Source organism: Streptomyces sp. MJM8645, from assembly GCF_001625365.1.
GTDB lineage: Bacteria > Actinomycetota > Actinomycetes > Streptomycetales > Streptomycetaceae > Kitasatospora.
In genome coordinates, this window is record NZ_LJJF01000001.1 from 6,373,242 (window position 1) to 6,393,224 (window position 19,983).

Consider the following 19,983-nt stretch of genomic DNA (forward strand, 5'->3'; position numbering starts at 1 on the left):
AGCCTGTCGGCCCGTCACCGTCAGCCTGTCGGTACGTCCTCCAGTTCGGCCAGGGTGGCGTGCAGCCAGGCGAGTTCGGCCTCGCTGGTGGCGCGGGCGATCAGCAGCAGGCCGCGGCGGAACGGGTCGGCGAACTCCTCGGCGCCGACCGGGCGGTCGCCGTCGTAGAAGAAGCTCGCCGGCTCGGAGAGGAAGGCCAGGCGGCGGCGGAGCACGGCGGCCTGTGCGGCGGGGTCGTCGAGGTGGCGCAGGAAGGCGAGCAGGGCGAACCAGCGGTTCTCGTCGCTGATGTCCAACGGCTCGGGCTCGCGCAGCTGGTCGAGCAGTGCGGTGCGGCCGGCCTCGGTGAGGTGGAGGGTGTGCCGGGGTGCGGCGGCGCTGCCGGGCTCGGTCTCGCGGACCAGCAGGCCGTCGGCCTCCAGGCGCTTGATCGCCGGGTAGAGCGTGCCGTCGCTGATCGGGCGGACGTGCCCGGTGAGTGCGGCGAGGTGGCGGCGCAGCTGGTAGCCGTGCAGCGGGCGGTCGTAGAGGAATCCGAGGATCGCGAGCTTCAGCATGGGGCCACTCTCGCAGATTCGTCCCTCGGAGCTTCGGTATATCGGTTCCGCTATACCTCGATGGCGATATATGGTCTGGGCGTTCCCAGCCCCCGATGGAGGAGGAGTCCCCGTGCTGCGCCACGCCCCCGTCACCCCGAACGGCGACCGGATCCGATGGGTCGAGCTGCCCGGAGCCGAGCCCGCCCGGCTCTACCTGCACGGCCTCGGCGCCAGCTCGCCTGCCTACTTCGCGGCCGCTGCCGCCCACCCGGGGCTCACCGGGCGCCGCTCGCTGCTGCTCGACCTGCTCGGCTTCGGCCTCAGCGACCGGCCCGCCGACTTCGGATACACCCTGGAGGAGCACGCCGACGCCGTCGCCGCGGCGCTGGCGGAGGCCGGGCTCGCCGGAGTCGAGGTGATCGGCCACAGCATGGGAGGCGCGATCGCCGTCGTCCTCGCCCACCGGCATCCGGAGTCGGTCTCCCGGCTCGTCCTGGTCGACGCCAACCTGGACCCGGTCACTCCCGGCCGCCGGCCCGGCAGCAGCGGCATCGCGAGCTTCACCGAGGAGGAGTTCCTGGCCGGCGGCCGGGACGAGGTCGCCGCGTGGGTCGGCCCGTCCTGGTGGTCCACGATGCGCCTCGCCGGGCCCGAGGCGCTGTACCGCAGCGCCGTCCACCTGGCCCGGGCGACGGTGCCGACGATGCGCGAACTGCTGCTCGGCCTCGACCTCCCGCGCGCCTTCCTGTACCCGGAGGCGGGCGGCGAGCCGCGCGGCGCCGGCCAACTCCGGGATGCGGGCGTACGGTTGGCGGCCGTCCCGGACTGCGGGCACAACATCATGCTCGACAACCTCGGCGGCTTCGTTTCGGCGGCTGGCCTCGAACCTCGACCGTAGGCTGGGAAGTCGGAGAGGAGCCCACCTGATGCCTGTTGACGTCCCGCCCGCTCTGACCGCGTCCCTGGAGAATTCCCTCGGCCCCGAAGGTCGTGCCTGGGCGGCCCGACTCTCCGCGCTGGCAGGCGAGTTGCTCGAACGCTGGGATCTGCGCCCGGACGGCCCGCCTGCGCACGGCGTCGTCGCCCTGGTGCTGCCGGTGCGGCGGGCCGACGGCACGCCCGCGGCGCTCAAGCTCCAGCCGGTGGACGAGGAGACGGAGGGCGAGCCGGCAGCCCTTCGAGCCTGGGACGGGCGAGGGGCCGTACGACTCCTCGGCCACGAACCGGCCTCGGGCTCGATGCTGCTGGAACGTCTCGACCCGGGGCGTTCACTGCTGGATGTCGCGGACGACCGGGAGGCGCTGCACGTCCTCGCGGGCCTGCTAAGGGAATTGACCGGACGTCAGATCGAAGCCCCGGACCTGCGACGGCTGGCGGACCTCGCCGACGGTCTGCTCGCGCGGGCCCCGGCCGCCGCCGCAGCCCTCGTCGACCCGGCCGAGCGGCGCTTGCTCACCGACTGCGCCGCGGCCCTGCGCGAGGTCTGCACCGAGCCCGGCGACCGGCTGCTGCACTGGGACCTGCACTACGGCAACGTCCTCGCCCCGCCCGAGGGCGGCGGCCGCGCCCCCTGGCTCGCCATCGACCCCAAACCGCTCGTCGGGCACCCCGGCTTCGAACTCCTCCCGGCGCTGCGCAACCGCTGGGCCGACGTACTGGCCACCGGCGACGTCGCCCGGGCGCTGCGGTGGCGGTTCGACGTCCTGGTGGAGGCACTGGAACTGGACCGCGAGGCGGCGGTCGGCTGGACGCTCGCCCGGGTGCTGCAGAACGCCGTATGGGCGGTGGAGGACGGGGAGTCGGCGCTCGACCCGGCGCAGCGGGTGGTGGCGGAGCTGCTGTCGGGGCGTTGAGCGGAGCGCGCGCAGCGGGCGGAAAACAGCGGGCGGCAAACCGCGAGCAGAAACAACGAGCGGAAACAACGAAGGCAAGGAGGTCACCGACTCTCCTTGCCACTCTCAAGGTATAGCGGACTGGGGGGCTTGCGGCAAGGCCCCGGTCGTGCCGCAGAATGACCGGCCGAAGCCGGGATCTGCGGGCATACCTGGGGGTTTGTGATGATTGACGTGATCGTGGTCGGTGCCGGACCGACCGGTTTGATGCTGGCCGGCGAGTTGCGGTTGCACGGCGTGCAGGTACTCGTGCTGGAGAAGGAGGCGGAGCGGCCCCTGCCGGCCAGGGCGCGCGGTCTGCACGCGCGCAGTCTTGAGGTGATGGACCAGCGCGGGCTGCTGGAGCGGTTCCTCCCGCTCGGCCGGAAGTACGCGGTCGGCGGCTTCTTCGCCGGCATCGGCAAGGAGTGGCCGGAGCGGCTGGACACCACCCAGGCGTACGTCCTGGCCATCCCGCAGGCGGTCACCGAGCGGCTGCTGACCGAGCACGCGACCGAACTCGGCGCCGAGCTCCGGCGCGGCTGCGAACTGGTGGGGCTGAGCCAGGACGAGGACGGGGTGAGTGTCGAACTGGCCGACGGCACGCGGCTGCGCTCGCGCTACCTCGTCGGCTGCGACGGAGGCCGCAGTGCGGTGCGCAAGCTGCTCGGCGTCGGCTTCCCCGGCGAGCCCTCCAGGGTGGAGACGCTGCTGGGCGACATGGGGCTGGCCGAGGAGCCGGAGACGATCGCCGCCGTCATCGCGGAGGTCCGCAAGACCCAGCTGCGGTTCGGCGCCATCCCCGAGGGGGACGGGGTGTACCGCGTCGTGGTGCCAGCCGAGGGGGTGGCCGAGGATCGTACGGCTGCTCCGACCTTCGAGGAGTTCAAGCGCCAGCTGCGGGCCGTCGCGGGCACGGACTTCGGGGCGCACTCGCCGCGCTGGCTCTCGCGCTTCGGTGACGCCACCCGGCTGGCCGAGCGCTACCGGGTCGGCCGGGTGCTGCTGGCCGGCGACGCGGCGCACATCCACCCGCCGACCGGCGGGCAGGGGCTCAACCTCGGCGTCCAGGACGCGTTCAACCTGGGCTGGAAGCTGGCCGCCGAGGTCGACGGCTGGGCGCCGGAGGGGCTGCTGGACAGCTACCACGCCGAACGGCACCCGGTGGCCGCCGACGTGTTGGACAACACCCGCGCCCAGATCCAGTTGATGTCCCTGGAGCCCGGCGCCCAGGCGGTGCGCCGGCTGCTGGCGGAGCTGATGGACTTCGAGGAGGTGAACCGGTACCTGATCGAGAAGATCATCGCGATCGGGGTCCGCTACGACCTCGGCGAAGGGCATGAGCTGCTCGGCCGCCGGCTGCGCGACGTGCAGCTGAAGCGTGGCCGTCTGTACGGGCTGATGCACGGCGGCCGCGGGCTGCTGCTCGACCAGACCGGTGGGCTCTCGGTGGCGGGCTGGGCGGACCGGGTCGACCATGTCGTCGACGTCAGCGACGAGTTGGACGTGCCCGCGGTGCTGCTGCGCCCGGACGGCCACGTGGCCTGGGTCGGCGAGGACCAGCAGGGCCTGCGCGGCCACCTGTCCAGGTGGTTCGGCGCCCCGGCCTGAATGCACCGCCGCGGCTGGCTTCGGTGGTGCATTCAGGCGGGGGCGCCGGGAGGCGTGCTGTCGCGGCCGCTCAGCGCTCCCGCAGCAGTACGAAGCGCACCGGCGTGCCCGGGCGTGCCTGGGCGGCCGCCGCGAGGTCGGCGGCGGGGACGACGCCGATCACCGGGTAGCCGCCGGTGGTCGGGTGGTCGGCCAGGAAGACCACCGGCCGCCCGTCCGGCGGGATCTGCACCGCGCCCAACACCATGCCCTCACTGGGTAGTTCACCCGCCCGGGCGCGGGTGACCGGCGGGCCCTCGGTGCGCAGCCCGATCCGGTTGCCGGCCGGGGAGACCAGGTACCCGTCGCGGGCCAGCCGGGTCAGCGCCGAGGGCTCGAACCAGTCCGCGCGCGGGCCGAGCCGCAGCCGCAGCACCAGTTCGGCCGGGGGAGCGGGCAGCGGCACCAGGTCGGGCCGGGGGCGGTCGGGCGGAGGCGGGCCGACCGGCAGCCGGTCGCCGGCGGCGAGCGGGGCCGGTCCGAGGCCGGAGAGCAGGTCCGTCGAGCGGCTGCCCAGGACCGGCGGGACGGCGATCGCGCCCGCGACCGCCAGGTAGCCGCGCACCCCGGCGGTCGCCGCCCCCACCTCCAGCACCGCCCCGGCCGGCACCGCGACCGGCGCACCCCACGCGGCCGCCCGCCCGTCCACCCGGACGGGCGAGGGTGCGCCGGTGACGGCCACGACCACCGGCCCGAGGGCGCGCAGGGCGACCCCGCCGAGCGTGGTCTCCAGCCCGGCGGCGCCCGGCTCGTTGCCGACCAGCCGGTTCGCCGCCCGCAGCGCGGGTTCGTCCAGCGCCCCGGCCCTGGGCACCCCGAGGTGGGCGACGCCGCGCCGTCCGAGGTCCTGGACGGTGGTCAACGGTCCGGGCCGCACCACCAGCAAACCGCTCAACGCCTCCACCCCGTCCGCCGCCGCCCCGCCCCCGGCCGCCCCGTCCGCCGTCGTCCGGGGCCCGCGCGCCGCCCGCCGTCGGCCCGCACCCCCGCTACGCCCGTTCCGCCGTGAACCGCACCCGCACCCCGGGCGCCAGCAGCGCCGCCGGCTCGCGCCCGGTGTCCCAGAGCGCGAGCCCGGTGCGCCCGATCAGCTGCCAGCCGCCGGGGGAGGAGCCCGGGTAGACGCCGGTGTACGGGCCGGCCAAGGCGACCGAGCCGACCGGGACGCTGCTGCGCGGGGTGGCCCGGCGCGGGACCTCGTACCGCGGCGGCAGCCCGGTCAGGTAGCCGAAGCCGGGCGCGAACCCGCAGAAGGCGACCACGTACTCGGGCCCGGTGTGGATCCGTACGGCAGCCTCCTCGGACACCCCCCACAGTGCGGCGACCTCGGCGAGGTCGGCGCCGTCGTACACCGTCGGCACCTCCACCAGCGGCCCGGTCGCCGCCGCGGCCGCCGACGGACGGGCCGTGCGCAGCAGGGCCGCCAGTGCGTCGACGTCCGCGACGCCGTCCAGCAGCACCGTGCGCGCGGCCGGCACGATCTCCTCGACCGCGCCGAGCGCCCGGCTCTCCTGCCGCTCGCGCAGCCATCCGTACAGCGCGGCGACCTGCGCCGTGTCGTCGAGTTCGACCAGCAGCGCCCGCTCGCCGACGCGCCGGACGGCGGCGGGCGTCACGTGAACGCCTCCACCCGGACCCCGGCGGAGGCGAGGGCTCCGCGGATCCGCCAGGCGAGCTGGGCGGCGCCGGGGGTGTCGCCGTGGACGCACAGGGAGCGGGCCTCGACGGCGATCCGTTCGCCGCCGACGGCCTCCACCGAGGCGTCCCGGGCGATGCCGACGGCTCGGGTGATCACCGATTCGGGGTCGTGCACCACGGCGTCCGGGTCGCGGCGCGGGACGAGGGTGCCGGCCCAGGTGTACGCGCGGTCGGCGAAGGCCTCGGCGACGACCGCCAGGCCGACGCCCTCGGCGACGGCGAGCAGCCGGGAGCCGGGCAGTCCGAGCACCGGCAGCGGTCCGTCGCAGACCGCCCCGGCCCGCAGCACGCCGGCCACCACGGCCTCGGCCTGTTCGGAGTCGGTGACCACCCGGTTGTAGAGGGCGCCGTGCGGTTTGACGTAGGAGACCCGGGAGCCGGCCGCGCGGGCGAAGACCTGGAGGGCGCCGATCTGGTAGGCGATCTCGTCGGCGAGCTCCTCCGGGGGGACGTCCATGGCCCGGCGGCCGAAGCCGGCCAGGTCGCGGTAGGAGACCTGGGCGCCGATCCGGACGCCGCGTTCGGCGGCCAGCGCGCAGACCCGGCGCATCGTCGACGGATCTCCCGCGTGGAAGCCGCAGGCGACGTTGGCACTGGTCACCACGGACAGCAGGGCCTCGTCGTCGGTCAGCGTCCAGCGTCCGAACCCCTCACCGAGGTCCGCATTGAGATCGATCACCGCATCGGCCACGCCCGTCCGCCTTCCAGCAGCTGTTGAGCCAGATGGTAGGGCCTGCGGATGAAGGTCGTTGCCCGTGACCCGGGCCCAGGGGGCCCACCGGCGTGCGACCCCTGGTCACACGCCCTGGGGCGGCGCTGGGGGGCTCCGACTCAGCTCGCGGCCACCGGCCCCTGGAAGGAACGTTCCAGCGGGCGCAGCGCCCGCAGCACGATCAGCAGCGGGACGACGCCGACGATTCCGAACGACATGTCGATGAATCGCCAGCCCAGGGGGATCCCCCGCAGCGGCCCGCAGACCAGGGCCAGGGGGATGACGGCGCCGCAGGCGAGCACCGCCCAGCGGATCACCCAGATGTTGCGGACCGGGTCCTTGATCGGGCCCCAGAAGGCGGCGGCGATCACCAGGTGGGCGAAGGCGAGCCAGTCGGTGCCGTAGGCCAGGAAGGGGTAGCGGTCATTGGTCTCCGCGACGCCGGTGCGGACGCGTTCGATCCAGTCCAGGGCGGCCGGGAAGCGGTCGGCCAGCGGCGCGGCCGGCCCGGTCGCGAGATCGGCCAGCCAGCGGGTCTCGGTCTCCAGCGGGAAGGCCGTCAGGCCGCTCAGCACCAGGCAGACCACGAAGATCCAGAGCCAGCGCCGGACTCTGCGCAGTACCGCCGCGGGATCGGTGCCCGGATTGGTGTCCATGGTGCGAACCTCCATGCCGAAGAGCAGTCGGGGCCTTGTCCCGTCTGTGCGGAACCGACTCTAGACCCTCGATTTGAACGCGTTCAACTAGCCCCTGACGTGCGGGCACGCCCCAGACGCCGGGCCGGTACGCACCCCCGGACGCCGTGCGGGCGCGCACCCCCGGACGCCGGGCCGGCGCGCGCCCCCGGACACGCCGATGCCCGGGTGCCGGAGCACCCGGGCATCGGAACAGCCGGACTGCGCGGTGTACGTCGGGACTACGCGGTGTACGTGAAGGTCACCGGGGCGCTGGTGCCGCCCGCCGTGGTCACCGTGACGCCCACCGGGCCGGGGCCCGCCGCCGCCGGGGAGGTGGCCGAGCAGAAGGACGGGCCGCAGGAGACGTGCGCGGCCGGCACCCCGCCGAACGCGACCGTCCCGTACGTCAGGTTGGTGCCCTGGAGGTACACCTGGGTGCCGCCGGCGGCCGGGCCGCTGGTGTAGGTCAGGTTGCCGACCGTCGGCGCGGGCGGGGGCGGGGGCGGGGCGCCCGTGTAGTCGAAGGCGGCCGGCGCCGCGACCGTGCCGCCGGGGGTCACCACGGAGACGGGTGCGCTGCCCGTGCCGCCGGGCGTGATCACCGTGCAGGCGGTGTCGGTGCAGGTGCCGGCCGCCGGGACGCCGCCGACCAGCACCATGCCGTGCGCCAGGTTGCTGCCGCTGACGGTCACCGCGGTGCCGCCCGCGCCGGGGCCGGTGGTGGTGTCGAGGCCGTCGACCGTGGGCGGCGCCTGGACGACCGGCGCCGGGGTGGTCCCGTCGACCGACAGGGCCGTCACGTGGCCGGTCGGGTCGGTGTCGTTCGGATTGGACACGGTCACGACGATCTGGCCGGTCAGCTGCTGGGTGTAGTCGCGGCCCACGTTCAGCTTCATGAACTCGTAGCGCCCGGGCCTGCGGGTGCCGATGAGGACGGCGTCCAGGTGGCGCCCGTCGGGCGAGACGGACTCGGTGAAGGTGTAGTCGTACGGGGTGGAGTAGAACATGCCGAGCTCGGTGGTGAGCCCGGGCGGCAGGTCGACGGTGATGTGGGTCGGCCCGGTGAGGTCCTGGGTGCCGGCGGAGGTCCAGCCGACCGAGAGCTTGCCCGGTCCGGGAGGGGTGGTGCCCGGCAGGAAGCCGTTCAGGGCTGCGGTCACGTGCTGCCCCTGAACGGCGGGGGCGTCGGCGGGGGCGGCTGACGAGGCGGCGGCACCGGTGGCGAGGGTGGTCACGGACAGCGCGGCGGCGAAGCCCGCTTTGACCAGTCGAGTGATCATAGGCCGATCATCACGGTAGCGACGCGCAGTCTTCACGGGTTTGCCGAATATCGGTTCGGAATTGGCGGAATCCCATCGAAATCCCGTTCTGAATTCACCCCCGACACGCCCTCCGGCCTGCCGCGCAGCCCGCCCACAAGGCCCGTTTCGGTCGATGTCGGTGCGAACCTCTAATCTTGTGCACCGTGACCGCCATCGCTGACCCGCCCACCCTGCCCGGCCCCCGGCCGCCCGCCGGGTCCGTCGCGGCGAGGCCCGCGCCCGGCCCCGCCGCCGACGAGGGCCTGGCCCGCCGGCTCAAGGCGCTGGCCTGCACCGCCCCCCTGCACGACCTGGACAACCGCAAGGTCAACCTGGCGGGCGAGTACGGCGGCTACGCGATGGCCGAGGTCGGTCTCGCTGCGATCGACCTGGTCACCCTGCACATGGACTTCGACACCGGCGCCGACCGCGACATAGTGCTCGCCCGCCTGCTGCCCCGGGTCGCCGCCCAGGCCGCCGGGCGCCCCGCCGCCGAGCACGAGCGGGTCGCCCGCTGGGTGCTGGAGTCGCTGATCAACGTCGGCAGCGTCGACCGGGGCTTCCGCGCCGTCTACGGCACCTTCGGCGCGGACGGCGCGTACGTCCGGCGCGACTACGACTTCAAGCTGATCGAGGAGGTCCCCGGCCCCGACGGCGGCGTCTACCTGCGCACCACCGACGAGGCGGTCAACGTCCTGGTCGGCGCGCTCGACACCGACGTCACCTCGGCCCAGATCGCCGCCGAGGTCAAGCTGGAGGTGCTGATCCGCCGCGGCCGCCTGGCCGACGCCCAGCTCGCCGCCGAGCAGGCCCGCTACCGCACCGTCCAGTACGCCGAGACGCTGCGCCGCGCCCTCGACGCGACCCGGCGCAACGTCCGCGCCGTCGACTGGATGCGCGCCATCCCGGACCTCATCGACGAGGCGCTGGACCACATCGCCGACCGCTACCGGCACGAGAACGCGATTCTCACCAACATCCGCAAGGCCCGCGACGAGGCCGAGCCGAACACTCCCGAAGGGGCCGAGAACAAGCGCCGCGCCGCCGAGCTGCTCGACATCGTCAAGGACTGCATCCGCCGCCACACCAAGCTGCAGACCCGCCTGCTGGAGGCCGGCCCGCTGTTCCGCGCCGAGCAGGACCGGCAGGCCTTCGCCACCCCCGGCGCCCGCAGCGGCATCGACCTCTACGGCCAGCTGCTCGCCCCCGTGCTGCGGCTGCCGGTCGAGCAGGCCGTCCGCCCCACCGGTGCCTTCTTCGCCCGCGGCGCCGGCCTGCGCACCCCCGTCTCCGTCCGGGTCGCCGACCTGGTCGACCTGCTGCTCACCCCGCCGGTCGAGCGCGAGCACCTCGGCGCCGAACTGCCCGACCCGGACCTGGTCGCCACCCCGGACGACAGCCGCTTCTCCGAAGCCCAGCTGGAGGCCGCGCTGCTCCTGCTCGACCTGCCCGCCGACGCCCCCCGCCGGCTCTCCGGCCTGCTCGCCGAGGCCCGCGGGCAGGACCCGGAGCTGCCGTACCTGGTCGCCCTGCTGGCCGTCCACGCGGCCAGCCCGCCGGTCGGCACCGCCTACCGGCAGGGCGAGGAGCGGCTGCTGTTCGCCGTGGACGACGGCACCCCGCTGCGCGACCCGCAGTTCGGCGGCGCCGACCTGATCGTCGGCAGCGCCCTGCTCGACGCGGCCGGCATGGCCGCCGACCGCAAGGACGCCGGCTGACGAAGCCGCCGTCTCGACGCACCACCAGATCACCCGTACTAGCAACAGCCCCGAGGAGCACCGCCCGTGACGACCCACCACGACACGTCCTGGGCGGCCGAGACCGAACCCGCGGCCCCCGCCCCGATCACCCCGGGCGACGTCGCCGACGCCGCCCGGCTGGTCTCCTTCGGCCTCCAGGCCAAGCTGCTCCCCGCCCGCGACGCCGAGTACGCCGAACTCGTCCGCCGCCACCGCGAGGACCCGCCGTTCGCCCGGCTCGCCGACGCCGTCGCCACCGGCATGGGCCTGGTCGTCCTGGAGGTCTCGCCGCGCGCCGGCATGGCCGTCGCCGCCGCCGAGGACTCGCTGTTCGCCGTCCGGATGGGCGACTACTCGCGCCGCGCCGCCACCGAGTCCACCGACCGCTTCCTGCACGGCCTGGCCCACCTCGCCGTCGCCGCGATGGCCTTCCCCAGGCCCGAGGACCTCGCCGACGACGGCTACCTCGGCCGGATCACCGTCAACGGCGTCGACGCCTTCGTCCGCCAGGCCTGCCGCCGCCTGGAGGAGCAGGCCGCGACCGAGGGCGACAACACCGACCCGCAGTCCGACGCCCCCGGCCTGGAGGCCGCCTGGCGGGTCTGGGCCCGGCGCACCGCCACCGGCGCCACCAAGGACGCCCGCCGGCTCTCCGGCTCCACCATCGGCATCGTCGCCAAGGCCGTGCTGTTCCTGGTCGACTCCGGCTTCCTGCAGAAGGTCTCCGACGACTCCGGCGGCACCTACCGCACCACCGCCCGCTACCAGCTCCAGGTCCGCGACCTGGCCGGCAGCGCGGCCATGGCCGAACTGCTCGACCTCGGCATCGTCCCGGTCTCCGACGGCACCGCCAGCCTGCTGCCGCCGGACACCGGCGACGAACTGGTGGCCGACGCAGGCCTGCCGTTCCACTCGCTCTGACACCCCTACCCGACTCGCCCACGGAGAACCGCCGCACATGTACGAGCTCAACCGGGTCCGCCTCTACTCGATCGGACCGGCCGGCGCCCGCTACGCCGACACGGTGCTCGACCTGCGCGGTGTCGGCGAGCCCGTCGCCGACCCGGCCCCGCAGCAGATCGGCCTGTTCGGCGAGGACACCGAGGGCCCGGTCCGCCGCCCCGCCCCGGCCGGCGTGCTCTTCCTGGAGAACGGCGGCGGCAAGTCCGTCCTGCTCAAACTGATCTTCTCGGTGATGCTCCCCGGCCACCGCAACACCCTCGGCGGCGCCAGCTCCGGCGTGCTGCGCAAGTTCCTGCTCGCCGACGACTGCGGCCACGTCGCGCTGGAGTGGCAGCACACCGTCACCGGCGAGCTGATCGTGGTCGGCAAGGTCAGCGAGTGGCGCGGCCGCCAGGTCTCCTCCGACCCGCGCAAGTTCGCCGAGACCTGGTACTCCTTCCGCCCCGGCCCCGGCCTCACCCTGGACTCGCTGCCGGTCGCCGAACGCATCGGCCTGGCCGGCGACCAGAAGGCCCGCGGCCGCCGCCGCACCATGAAGGGCTTCCGCGACGCCCTCACCGAGGCCGGCAAGGCCCACCCGCACCTCGACCTGGTCTTCGAGGACGGCCACGACCGCTGGACCGAGCACCTCGGCGAACTCGGCCTCGACCCCGAACTCTTCCGCTACCAGCGCGAGATGAACGCCGACGAGGGCGAGGCCGCCGGCCTCTTCGCGGTCAAGCACGACAGCGACTTCACCGACCTGCTGCTGCGCGCCGTCACCGACACCCGGGACACCGACGGCCTCGCCGACCTCGTCCACGGCTTCGCCGCCAAGCTCGGCCGCCGCGCCGAACTCACCGCCGAACGCGACTTCACCGCCGGCTCCCTCGACCTGCTGGAACGCATCGTCGAGGCCACCGGCGCCCGCGAGAGCGTCCGCGAGGCCCACCGCACCGCCGAACGCCGCACCCGCCGCCTCGCCCACGCCCTCACCTCCCGCGCCGCCGCCGAACGCGACCGCGCCCAGGACCTCGCCATCGAGGTCGCCGCCGCCGCGGGCGCCGTCACCGCCGCCGAGGCCGACCGCACCCGGCACACCCTCATCACCGCCGAACTCACCCACCGGCACGCCACCCTGGGCCTCGCCGCGGCCACCGCCGAGGCCGCCGCACTGCGCCGCGAACTCATCGACGCCCGCACCCTGCACTCCGCCTGGCAGGCCGCCGAGGCCGTCCTGCGCCAGCGCGCCGCCGCCGACCGGATCACCCGGGTCGCCGCCGCCATCCGCGAGGCCGAACTCGACGCCGCCCCCGCGCTCGCCGCCCGTGCCCGCGCCGCCACCGCCCTGGCCCGCGCCCTGGAAGGCGCCGCCGCGGCCGCCGAGGCCCGCGCCGACACCGAGGAGCAGCGCGCCGGCGAGCTCCAGGACGACGGCGCCAAGGCCCAGTCCGACGCCACCGAGGCCGCCACCGCCGCCCAGAAGGCCCGCAGCGAGGTCGACCACCTGCGCCAGCGCCTCGCCGAGGTCGAGCAGGAGACCGCCGCCGCCGTCGAGGCCGGCTTCATCGACGCCGACGGCGACGTCGACCCGGCCCGCGCCGCCCTGCACGCCGCCGACGTCGAGAAGGCCGCCGGCGCCGCCCTCGCCCAGGCCCGTACGGCCGCCGAGGCCTGCGCCGCCCGGCTGCGCGAGGCCGCCGCCGCCACCGGCCGCGCCGAACTCGCCGCCGAACGCGCCGGCGACGCCCGCACGGCCGCCGCCCGGGCGCTCGCCGCCGAGCAGCGCACCGCCGCCCTGCTCGCCACCGAGCAGCGCCTCTCCGACCTGCTATCCCTGACCCCCGCACCCACCGACTGGAGCGACGACGGGTCAGGGGCCGAGGAGGACGCCGGCTTCCTCACCCCCGCCGTCCTCGACCGCAACGCCGAGTACCTGCGCGAACTCCTCGACGAGTCCATCGCCACCGCCGAACGCACCCTGTTCGACCTGCGCACCGCCGCCGCCGACGACTCCCGCATCCTCGCCGCCCTCGGTGACGGCGGACTGCTGCCGCCCGGCCCGGACGTCCTGGCCACCGTCGAGTACCTCGCCGAGCACGGCATCCCCGCCCTGCCGGGCTGGCGCTACCTCGCCCAGTCCGTCGACCCGGCCGACCACGAGGCGATCCTCGCCGCCCGCCCCGAACTCGTCGACGGCGTCGTCGTCACCGACCCGGCCTCGCTGGAGCGGGCCCGCGAGGCCCTGCAGGCCGCCGCCCTGCTGCCCCGCTCCACCGTCGCCGTCGGCGCCGCCGCCTCCCTGATCGCCCCGATCACCGACCAGCCCGCGTTCTTCCTGGTGCCGCCGAACCCGGCCATGCACGACGAGTCCGCCGCCGACGACGAGCGCCGCGAACTGCGCGCCCGGGCGAGCGCCCGCGAGGAGCACATCCGCGAACTCGCCGCCCGCCTCGGTGCCGACCGCGCCCTCGCCGCCCGCCTCGCCTCCTGGCACGCCAGCTGCCCGCCCGGTACCCTCGCCGAACTCGCCGCCGCCGCCGAGGCCGCCCGCGAGCACGCCGAGCAGGCCGCCGCCGCCCTGGTCACCCTGCGCGCCGACCACGACGAGGCCGAGACCGACCACGCCGCCGCGGCCGCCGCCCACGAGGAGCACCGCGAGGCCGCCCAGCGCGCCCGCCGCCGCGCCGACGCCCTCTCCGGCCTCGCCTTCCGGCTGCGCGAGCGCGCCAACTGGGCCCGCCGCCAGCGCGAACTCGCCGAGGACGCCGCCGAGTGCGACCGCCGCCAGGCCGTCTGCGCCGAACGCGCCCGCACCTGCGACGAGGACCGCCGCGCCGCCCAGCGCGCCGCCGACGACGCCCGCCGCACCGCCCGTACCGTGCGCGCCGAACGCGCCGAGATCCCCGCCGCCGAGCAGGCCGACGAGCCTGCCGAGACCGCCCCCGCCGCACTGCCCGCCCTGCGCGAGGCCTACCGCGCCGCCTCCCAGCTGTACGAGAAGGTCGGCGTCGGCGCCGACCTGCGCGCCGAGCAGGCCCGCGCCGAGGGCGACGAGGCCGCCGCCGCGACCGAACTCGACCGCCTCACCAACAAGGTCCGCACCCGCGCTGAGGAACTCCTCGGCAGCCCCGACGGCGCCGACGGCCCGGCCCGCCAGGCCGCGGCCGCCCGCGCCGAGGACCTGGTCGCCACCATCGAGGCCCGCTCCGCCGCCGCCAGCGAGCAGCTCGGGCGCCTGCGCGGCGAGGCCGAGCGCTCCGCCCCCGCCGACGGCGAGGCGCACACCGAACTGCCCGAGGACCTCGTCCCCGCCGACCCCGAGCACGCCCAGGTCCTGCTGCGCACCGCCACCAGCCGGCTCGCCGAACGCCGGGAGGCCCTGGACGCCGCCCGCACCGCGCACGCCGACCTGCAACGCACCTTCGACGCCGCCCAGTCGGCCGCCGCCGACTTCGACGAACTCGCCGGCCAGCTGCGCGACGGCCTGCGCGAGCAGCAGGAGGACGACGGCCAGTCCGCCGAGCCCTACCTCGGCTCACTGCCGGAGGCGCGCGGCACCGCCGCCGAGGCCCGCCGTGCCCTGCGCACCGCCGCCGGCGAGCTGTCCTCCGCCGAACTCGCCGTCCGCGACGCCTCCGACGCCCTCGTCCGGCACGCCAACGCCGCCCGCTACGAGGCCGTCCGCACCCCCGCCCGCCAGCAGATCCGCGAACTGCCCGCCGCCGCGCTGCCCGAGCACGCCGCCGCCTGGGCCGCCGCCTTCGCGCCCCGGCTGCGCGTGCTGACCGACGAACTCGCCCAGCTGGAGCGCAACCGCGGCTCGATCGTCGACCGCCTGCGCGGCCTGGTCGAGTCCTCGCTCACCACCCTGCGCGCCGCCCAGCGGCTCTCCCGGCTGCCCGAGGGCCTGGGGGAGTGGTCCGGCCAGGAGTTCCTGCGGATCCGCTTCGAGGACCCGGACCACGCCACCCTGGTCGAGCGCCTGGGCGAGGTCATCGACGAGGCCACCCGCGCCGCCGTCCGCAAGAACAGCGACCTGCGCCGCGACGGCATGTCCCTGCTGCTGCGCGGGGTCGCCGCCGCGATGGGCCCGAAGGGCGTCAGCGTCGAGATCCTCAAGCCGGACGCGGTGCTGCGCGCCGAGCGGGTCGGCGTCGGCCAGATGTCCGACGTCTTCTCCGGCGGCCAGCTGCTCACCGCCGCCATCGCGCTGTACTGCACGATGGCCGCGCTGCGCGCCAACGACCGCGGCCAGTCCCAGCTGCGGCACGCCGGCACGCTGTTCCTGGACAACCCGATCGGCCGCGCGAACGCCACCTACCTGCTGGAGCTCCAGCGGGCCGTGGCCGATGCGCTCGGCGTCCAACTGATCTACACCACCGGCCTGTTCGACACCACCGCGCTCGCCGAGTTCCCGCTGGTCATCCGGCTGCGCAACGACGCCGACCTGCGGGCGGGCCTCAAGTACATCTCGGTCGAGGAGCACCTGCGCCCCGGTCTGCCCGCCCCGCAGGACCCGGACGGCCCGGCCATCCACGGCGAGATCACCGCCACCCGGATGTTCAAGCGTCCGGCCGAGGTTCCGGCGCAGTCCTCAACTGACTAGCGTGGCGTGCATGCTGACGATCGCGCACTTCAGTGACATCCACCTCGGGCAGGAGCACCGCCGGGACGGCGGCAGGCGCGCCCGGCGGCGGGCCGGGCAGGTGATGGCGTACCTCGACGCCCTGCCCGGCCCGCTGGACGCCGTGCTCGTCACCGGGGACCTCGCCGACCACGGCCTGCCCGCCGAGTATGAGCAGGTGGCCAAGGTGCTGGACTCCCGGTACCCGGTGCTCATTTGCCCCGGCAACCACGACCGCCGGGCGCCCTACCGGGAGGTGCTGCTCGGCGAGGCCCCCGCGGACGGCCCGGTCAACCGGCTGCACCGACTGCCCGGCGCCGACGTGCTGATGCTGGACTCCTCGATCCCCGGCCGCGACGACGGCCTGCTGGACGAGGAGACGCTGGCCTGGCTGGACGCCGAACTGGCGGCCGGCCGCGCCGACCTGCCCGCGCTGGTGGCCTTCCACCACCCACCGGCCGTCCTGCACCTGCCGAACGTCGACCCGATCCGCCAGTTCGGCGAGGAGGCGCTGGGCGCGGTGCTGGCCCGGCACCCCCGGGTGGCCGGCCTGCTCTGCGGCCACTCCCACACCGGCGCCGCCACCACCTTCGCCGGACTGCCCCTGCTGGTCGCCCCGGGTGTGGTCTCCACCGTCACGCTGCCCTGCGAGGGCGGGCCCGGCATCTCCTTCACCCAGCCGCCGATGCTCGCCTTCCACGTCCTGGACGGCACGGGCCGGCTCACCACCCACTACCGGGCCGTCCCGGGGGACTGATCCGCAGTGTCGGCCGCAGGTGTCCTACGCGGCCGGCAGTCGCGGCTGGCGCTGTGGCCCGCCGGGGCGGGGGAGCGGCCGGGCGGCCAGCGGGTCGGGCGCCCGGCTGCCCGCCATCGGGTGCGCGGAGCCGGGCGCGCGCTGCCGCTGGGCGGCGACCTGGCGCGAGATCAGGATCTCCAGTAGGCACCACATCGTGCCGAACACCCCGAGCCCCATCGTCATCAGCGCCGGCGTCATCAGCCAACTGTCCGCGTACGAGGCGAGCGTGGCGACGACCACGCCGACCAGGGTGAAGGACAGGCAGAGCACCGCCCGGACGGCGGCGGCGCGCACCTCGTCGGGCAGGCGGCGACGGCGGCGTGGCACGGACATCGATCGACCCCCAGGCGCGGACTCGGCGGCGGACACGGGACGGGCGCACGCGAAACGCGCCCCCTCGCCTCACTCTGCCCCGCCGAACCAGGACTATGCGTCCGAATCCACCGAACTGCCGTCAAAGCGCGTGATCCGGGCAGCCGGCAGCGGGCGGCCCGCCGCCGGGGGAGGTCAGCCCAACTGCTGGTTGAGCTCCTCCAGGGCGCCCGCCACGATCGTCCGCATGGCCTGCTCGGCCTGGACGGCGTCCCCCGCGCAGATCGCGTCGGCGACTTCGCGGTGCAGTCGGATCGCGTACGGCTCCGGCTGATGGGGCATCAGATGGTACTCGGTCCGCCCGGTGAGCACCGCCCCCACGGTGTCGCCGAGGTGGGCGAACATCTCGTTGCCGGAGGCGCGCAGCACGGTGGCGTGGAAGTCGATGTCGTGCCGGAGGAAGGTGGTGAGGTCGGCGGCCCGCGCCGATACGGTCAACTCCACGGCCAGCGAGCCGAGTTGGCGCCGGTCGTCGTCGCTCGCGTGCACCGCGGCGAGCGCGGCCGCGGCCGGTTCGACGGCCACCCGCAGCGAGCCGAGCGAACGCAGCTGGGCCGAGCGGTCCGCGCCGGCCAGCCGCCAGCGGATCACCAGCGGGTCGAAGACGTCCCAGAGCGACCTGGGCTGCACGGTGATCCCGACCCGCCGCCGGGACGCCACCAGGCGCATCCCCTCCAGGATCCGCACCGCCTCCCGGACGACCGTCCGGGACACCCCGAACCGCTCCTCCAGTTCCTCGCCGCGCAGCACCGCACCCTCGGGAATCTCCCCCGACGCGATCGCGGGCCCGAGCTCGTCAAGCAGCCGACCGGGCAGCCCCTGGATCTCCATCCGCCCAGCGTAGACGCCCACCCCGCCGCCACCACCGGCGCGTACCGGGTCCCGCGCCCTGCGATCTACCCCACAGCTCAAAAGTATGACGATTTGGTTTCCACCACTTGAATACGTCATATCTTTGAGGCGATAGTGGCGGCCAGGCAACGAAGGAGCACCACCCATGGCTCTCAGCGTCGAGAACCACGACTTCCCGGCAGTGACACCGGCGGGCCCTCTCACCATCGTGGTGATGGGCGTCTCCGGTGTCGGCAAGACCACCCTGGCCCGCCTGCTGGCCGAACGACTCGACCTCCCCTACGCGGAGGCGGACGACTTTCACCCGGCGGCCAACATCGCCAAGATGTCGGCCGGCATCCCGCTGGACGACGAGGACCGCGCCCCCTGGCTGCGCGCCCTCGGCGCCTGGCTCAAGGAGCGGGCCGAGGACGGCACCGGCGGCGTGGTCACCTGTTCGGCGCTGAAGCACCGCTACCGCGACACCCTGCGCGCGGCCTGCCCGGGTGCCTACTTCCTGCACCTCAGCGGCGGTCACGAGCTGGTCGAGGACCGGCTCGCCCACCGCACCGGCCATTTCATGCCGCCGTCGCTGCTCGACTCCCAGTACGCCGCCCTGGAACCCCTGGGCGCGCACGAGCGCGGCGCCGTCCTGGACGTCGGTCCGTCCCCCGAAGAACTCGTCGAGATGGCCGTGGCGTTGCTGCGGCCGGTCAATGGAGACCTCGCGTGAGTATGTCCCCCACTCTGCTCGCGGCCGCCCCACCGGCCCTGCCGCACACCAGCAGCGACTCCCAGTTGCTGATCGCGGTCCTGCTCAGCATCGGTGTGATCGTCCTACTGATCACCAAGCTGAAGCTGCATCCCTTCCTCGCCCTCACGCTCGGCTCCGGCCTGCTGGCCGCCGTCGCGGGCGCCCCGTTCGACAAGCTGCTCAACAGCTTCTCCACGGGCTTCGGCTCCACCGTGGCCGGCGTCGGCCTGCTGATCGGGCTGGGCGCGATGCTCGGCAAGCTGCTCGCCGACTCCGGCGGCGCCAACATCATCGCGGACACCGTGCTGGCCCGGTCGGGCAACAAGGCGCTGCCCTGGGCGATGGCGCTGATCGCCGCCGTCCTCGGCCTGCCGCTGTTCTTCGAGGTCGGCGTCGTCCTGTTGATCCCGATCGTGCTGCTGGTCGCCCGCCGCGGCAACGTGCCGCTGATGCGGATCGGCATCCCCGCGCTGGCCGGCCTGTCCGTGCTGCACGGCCTGGTGCCCCCGCACCCCGGCCCGCTGGTCGCCGTCGACGCCCTGAAGGCGGACCTCGGCATCACCCTGGCGCTCGGCCTGCTGATCGCCGTGCCCACCCTGATCGTGGCCGGCCCGCTGTTCTCCCGGCTGGCCGAGCGCTGGGTCGGCCCGCTGGAGATCCCGAAGGCCACCGCCCCCGAGGAGAGCGCCAAGCCCGAGCACACCCCGTCCTTCGGCGCGGTGCTGGCGACCATCCTGCTGCCGGTCGTGCTGATGCTCGGCAAGGCCCTGACCGACGTGGTGATCGACAACCCGAAGGCGTTGGGCCAGCGGGTGTTCGACTTCATCGGCTCGCCGCTGATCGCGCTGCTCGCCGCGACCCTGCTCGGCATGCTGACCCTCGGCAAGGCGGCCGGCTTCGACAAGGCGCGGATCTCCGACACCGTCGGCAAGTCGCTCGGCCCGATCGCCGGCATCGTGTTCATCGTCGGCGCCGGCGGTGGCTTCAAGCAGACCCTGATCGACGTGGGCGTCGGCAACGCGGTGAGCGAGTGGTCCAGCAAGTGGCACATCTCGGCGCTGCTGCTCGGCTGGCTGATCGCGGTGCTGATCCGCCTGGCCACCGGCTCGGCGACGGTCGCCACCATCACCGCCGCCGGCATCGTCGCCCCGCTCGCCGCCGACATGTCCTCCACCCACGCGGCCCTGCTGGTCCTGGCGATCGGCGCCGGCTCGCTCTTCCTGTCGCACGTCAACGACGCCGGCTTCTGGCTGGTGAAGGAGTACTTCGGGATGAGCGTCGGGCAGACGCTGAAGTCCTGGTCGGTGATGGAGACGGTGATCTCGGTCGTCGCCATCGCCCTGATCATGCCGCTCAGCCTGATCATCTAGGCCGGACCGCGCCTGAAGCCGCCGACATCCGCCGAGGGGCGGCACCCGTACCGCACGGGTGCCGCCCCTCGGGCGTGCCCGACGGCCGGGGCCCAGCCCAG

The 19,983-nt window shown here is 74.8% G+C and carries 17 protein-coding genes; 9 read left to right on the top strand and 8 right to left on the bottom strand.

All coding sequences use genetic code 11. The features are described from left to right. Window positions 1-20 precede the first annotated feature (20 nt). The gene (locus A6F73_RS27150; RefSeq protein ID WP_063350175.1) at window positions 21-557 is read right to left on the bottom strand and encodes a PadR family transcriptional regulator; all 537 of its coding nucleotides are present in this window, start codon (window positions 555-557) and stop codon (window positions 21-23) included. A gap of 115 nt (window positions 558-672) precedes the next feature. Here A6F73_RS27150 and A6F73_RS27155 point away from each other — a divergent pair, with 115 nt between their 5' ends. From A6F73_RS27155 to rox, 3 genes are all read left to right on the top strand, one after another. Continuing rightward, window positions 673-1,437, top strand: a complete 765-nt coding sequence (locus tag A6F73_RS27155; RefSeq protein WP_063351585.1) for an alpha/beta hydrolase — start codon at window positions 673-675, stop codon at window positions 1,435-1,437. 28 nt (window positions 1,438-1,465) lie between these two features. Continuing rightward, window positions 1,466-2,392 (top strand): aminoglycoside phosphotransferase family protein, encoded by a 927-nt coding sequence (locus A6F73_RS27160; protein ID WP_063350176.1) that lies wholly within the window; start codon window positions 1,466-1,468, stop codon window positions 2,390-2,392. Between the two features lie 204 nt (window positions 2,393-2,596). Then, entirely contained in the window at window positions 2,597-4,021 is a 1,425-nt protein-coding gene (gene rox, locus A6F73_RS27165; protein WP_063350177.1) for a rifampin monooxygenase, read from the top strand. Window positions 4,022-4,091: 70 nt separating this feature from the next. On the opposite strand, the gene A6F73_RS27170 is transcribed toward rox, so the two are convergent. The 5 genes from A6F73_RS27170 to A6F73_RS44150 all read right to left on the bottom strand — a co-directional run bounded on the left by A6F73_RS27170 (window position 4,092) and on the right by A6F73_RS44150 (window position 8,427). Continuing rightward, window positions 4,092-4,955 (bottom strand): biotin-dependent carboxyltransferase family protein, encoded by an 864-nt coding sequence (locus tag A6F73_RS27170; protein ID WP_063350178.1) that lies wholly within the window; start codon window positions 4,953-4,955, stop codon window positions 4,092-4,094. Window positions 4,956-5,049: 94 nt separating this feature from the next. After that, window positions 5,050-5,676, bottom strand: coding sequence for a 5-oxoprolinase subunit PxpB (gene pxpB / locus A6F73_RS27175; RefSeq protein ID WP_063350179.1), 627 nt, complete (start codon window positions 5,674-5,676; stop codon window positions 5,050-5,052). Then, complete coding sequence (locus A6F73_RS27180; protein WP_244293516.1) at window positions 5,673-6,449, bottom strand: 5-oxoprolinase subunit PxpA; 777 nt, start codon at window positions 6,447-6,449, stop codon at window positions 5,673-5,675. The genes pxpB and A6F73_RS27180 overlap by 4 nt, the downstream gene beginning before the upstream one ends. A gap of 140 nt (window positions 6,450-6,589) precedes the next feature. Continuing rightward, window positions 6,590-7,126, bottom strand: a complete 537-nt coding sequence (locus tag A6F73_RS27185) for a hypothetical protein (protein WP_063350180.1) — start codon at window positions 7,124-7,126, stop codon at window positions 6,590-6,592. 260 nt (window positions 7,127-7,386) lie between these two features. After that, window positions 7,387-8,427, bottom strand: a complete 1,041-nt coding sequence (locus A6F73_RS44150; RefSeq protein WP_063350181.1) for an IPT/TIG domain-containing protein — start codon at window positions 8,425-8,427, stop codon at window positions 7,387-7,389. 194 nt (window positions 8,428-8,621) lie between these two features. On the opposite strand from A6F73_RS44150, the gene A6F73_RS27195 reads away from it, so the two are divergent. The 4 genes from A6F73_RS27195 (at window position 8,622) to A6F73_RS27210 (ending at window position 16,513) form a co-directional block, all read left to right on the top strand. Continuing rightward, window positions 8,622-10,166 (top strand): hypothetical protein, encoded by a 1,545-nt coding sequence (locus A6F73_RS27195; RefSeq protein ID WP_244293721.1) that lies wholly within the window; start codon window positions 8,622-8,624, stop codon window positions 10,164-10,166. 66 nt (window positions 10,167-10,232) lie between these two features. After that, complete coding sequence (locus A6F73_RS27200; RefSeq protein ID WP_063350182.1) at window positions 10,233-11,108, top strand: hypothetical protein; 876 nt, start codon at window positions 10,233-10,235, stop codon at window positions 11,106-11,108. Between the two features lie 37 nt (window positions 11,109-11,145). Beyond that, a complete protein-coding gene (locus A6F73_RS27205; RefSeq protein ID WP_063350183.1) occupies window positions 11,146-15,738 on the top strand; it encodes a hypothetical protein in 4,593 nt (1,530 codons plus the stop codon). Window positions 15,739-15,748: 10 nt separating this feature from the next. Next, window positions 15,749-16,513: a metallophosphoesterase gene (locus A6F73_RS27210; RefSeq protein WP_063351588.1), complete on the top strand. Its 765-nt coding sequence runs from the start codon at window positions 15,749-15,751 to the stop codon at window positions 16,511-16,513. A gap of 24 nt (window positions 16,514-16,537) precedes the next feature. Here A6F73_RS27210 and A6F73_RS27215 read toward each other — a convergent pair whose 3' ends face one another. Together A6F73_RS27215 and A6F73_RS27220 are read right to left on the bottom strand one after the other, a co-directional pair. Then, the gene (locus A6F73_RS27215) at window positions 16,538-16,888 is read right to left on the bottom strand and encodes a hypothetical protein (RefSeq protein ID WP_063350184.1); all 351 of its coding nucleotides are present in this window, start codon (window positions 16,886-16,888) and stop codon (window positions 16,538-16,540) included. 174 nt (window positions 16,889-17,062) lie between these two features. Beyond that, entirely contained in the window at window positions 17,063-17,758 is a 696-nt protein-coding gene (locus A6F73_RS27220) for an FCD domain-containing protein (protein WP_063350185.1), read from the bottom strand. A gap of 166 nt (window positions 17,759-17,924) precedes the next feature. Here A6F73_RS27220 and A6F73_RS27225 point away from each other — a divergent pair, with 166 nt between their 5' ends. Together A6F73_RS27225 and A6F73_RS27230 are read left to right on the top strand one after the other, a co-directional pair. After that, window positions 17,925-18,491, top strand: a complete 567-nt coding sequence (locus A6F73_RS27225; RefSeq protein ID WP_063350186.1) for a gluconokinase — start codon at window positions 17,925-17,927, stop codon at window positions 18,489-18,491. 2 nt (window positions 18,492-18,493) lie between these two features. Next, window positions 18,494-19,882 (top strand): gluconate:H+ symporter, encoded by a 1,389-nt coding sequence (locus A6F73_RS27230; protein WP_063350187.1) that lies wholly within the window; start codon window positions 18,494-18,496, stop codon window positions 19,880-19,882. Window positions 19,883-19,983 lie beyond the last annotated feature (101 nt).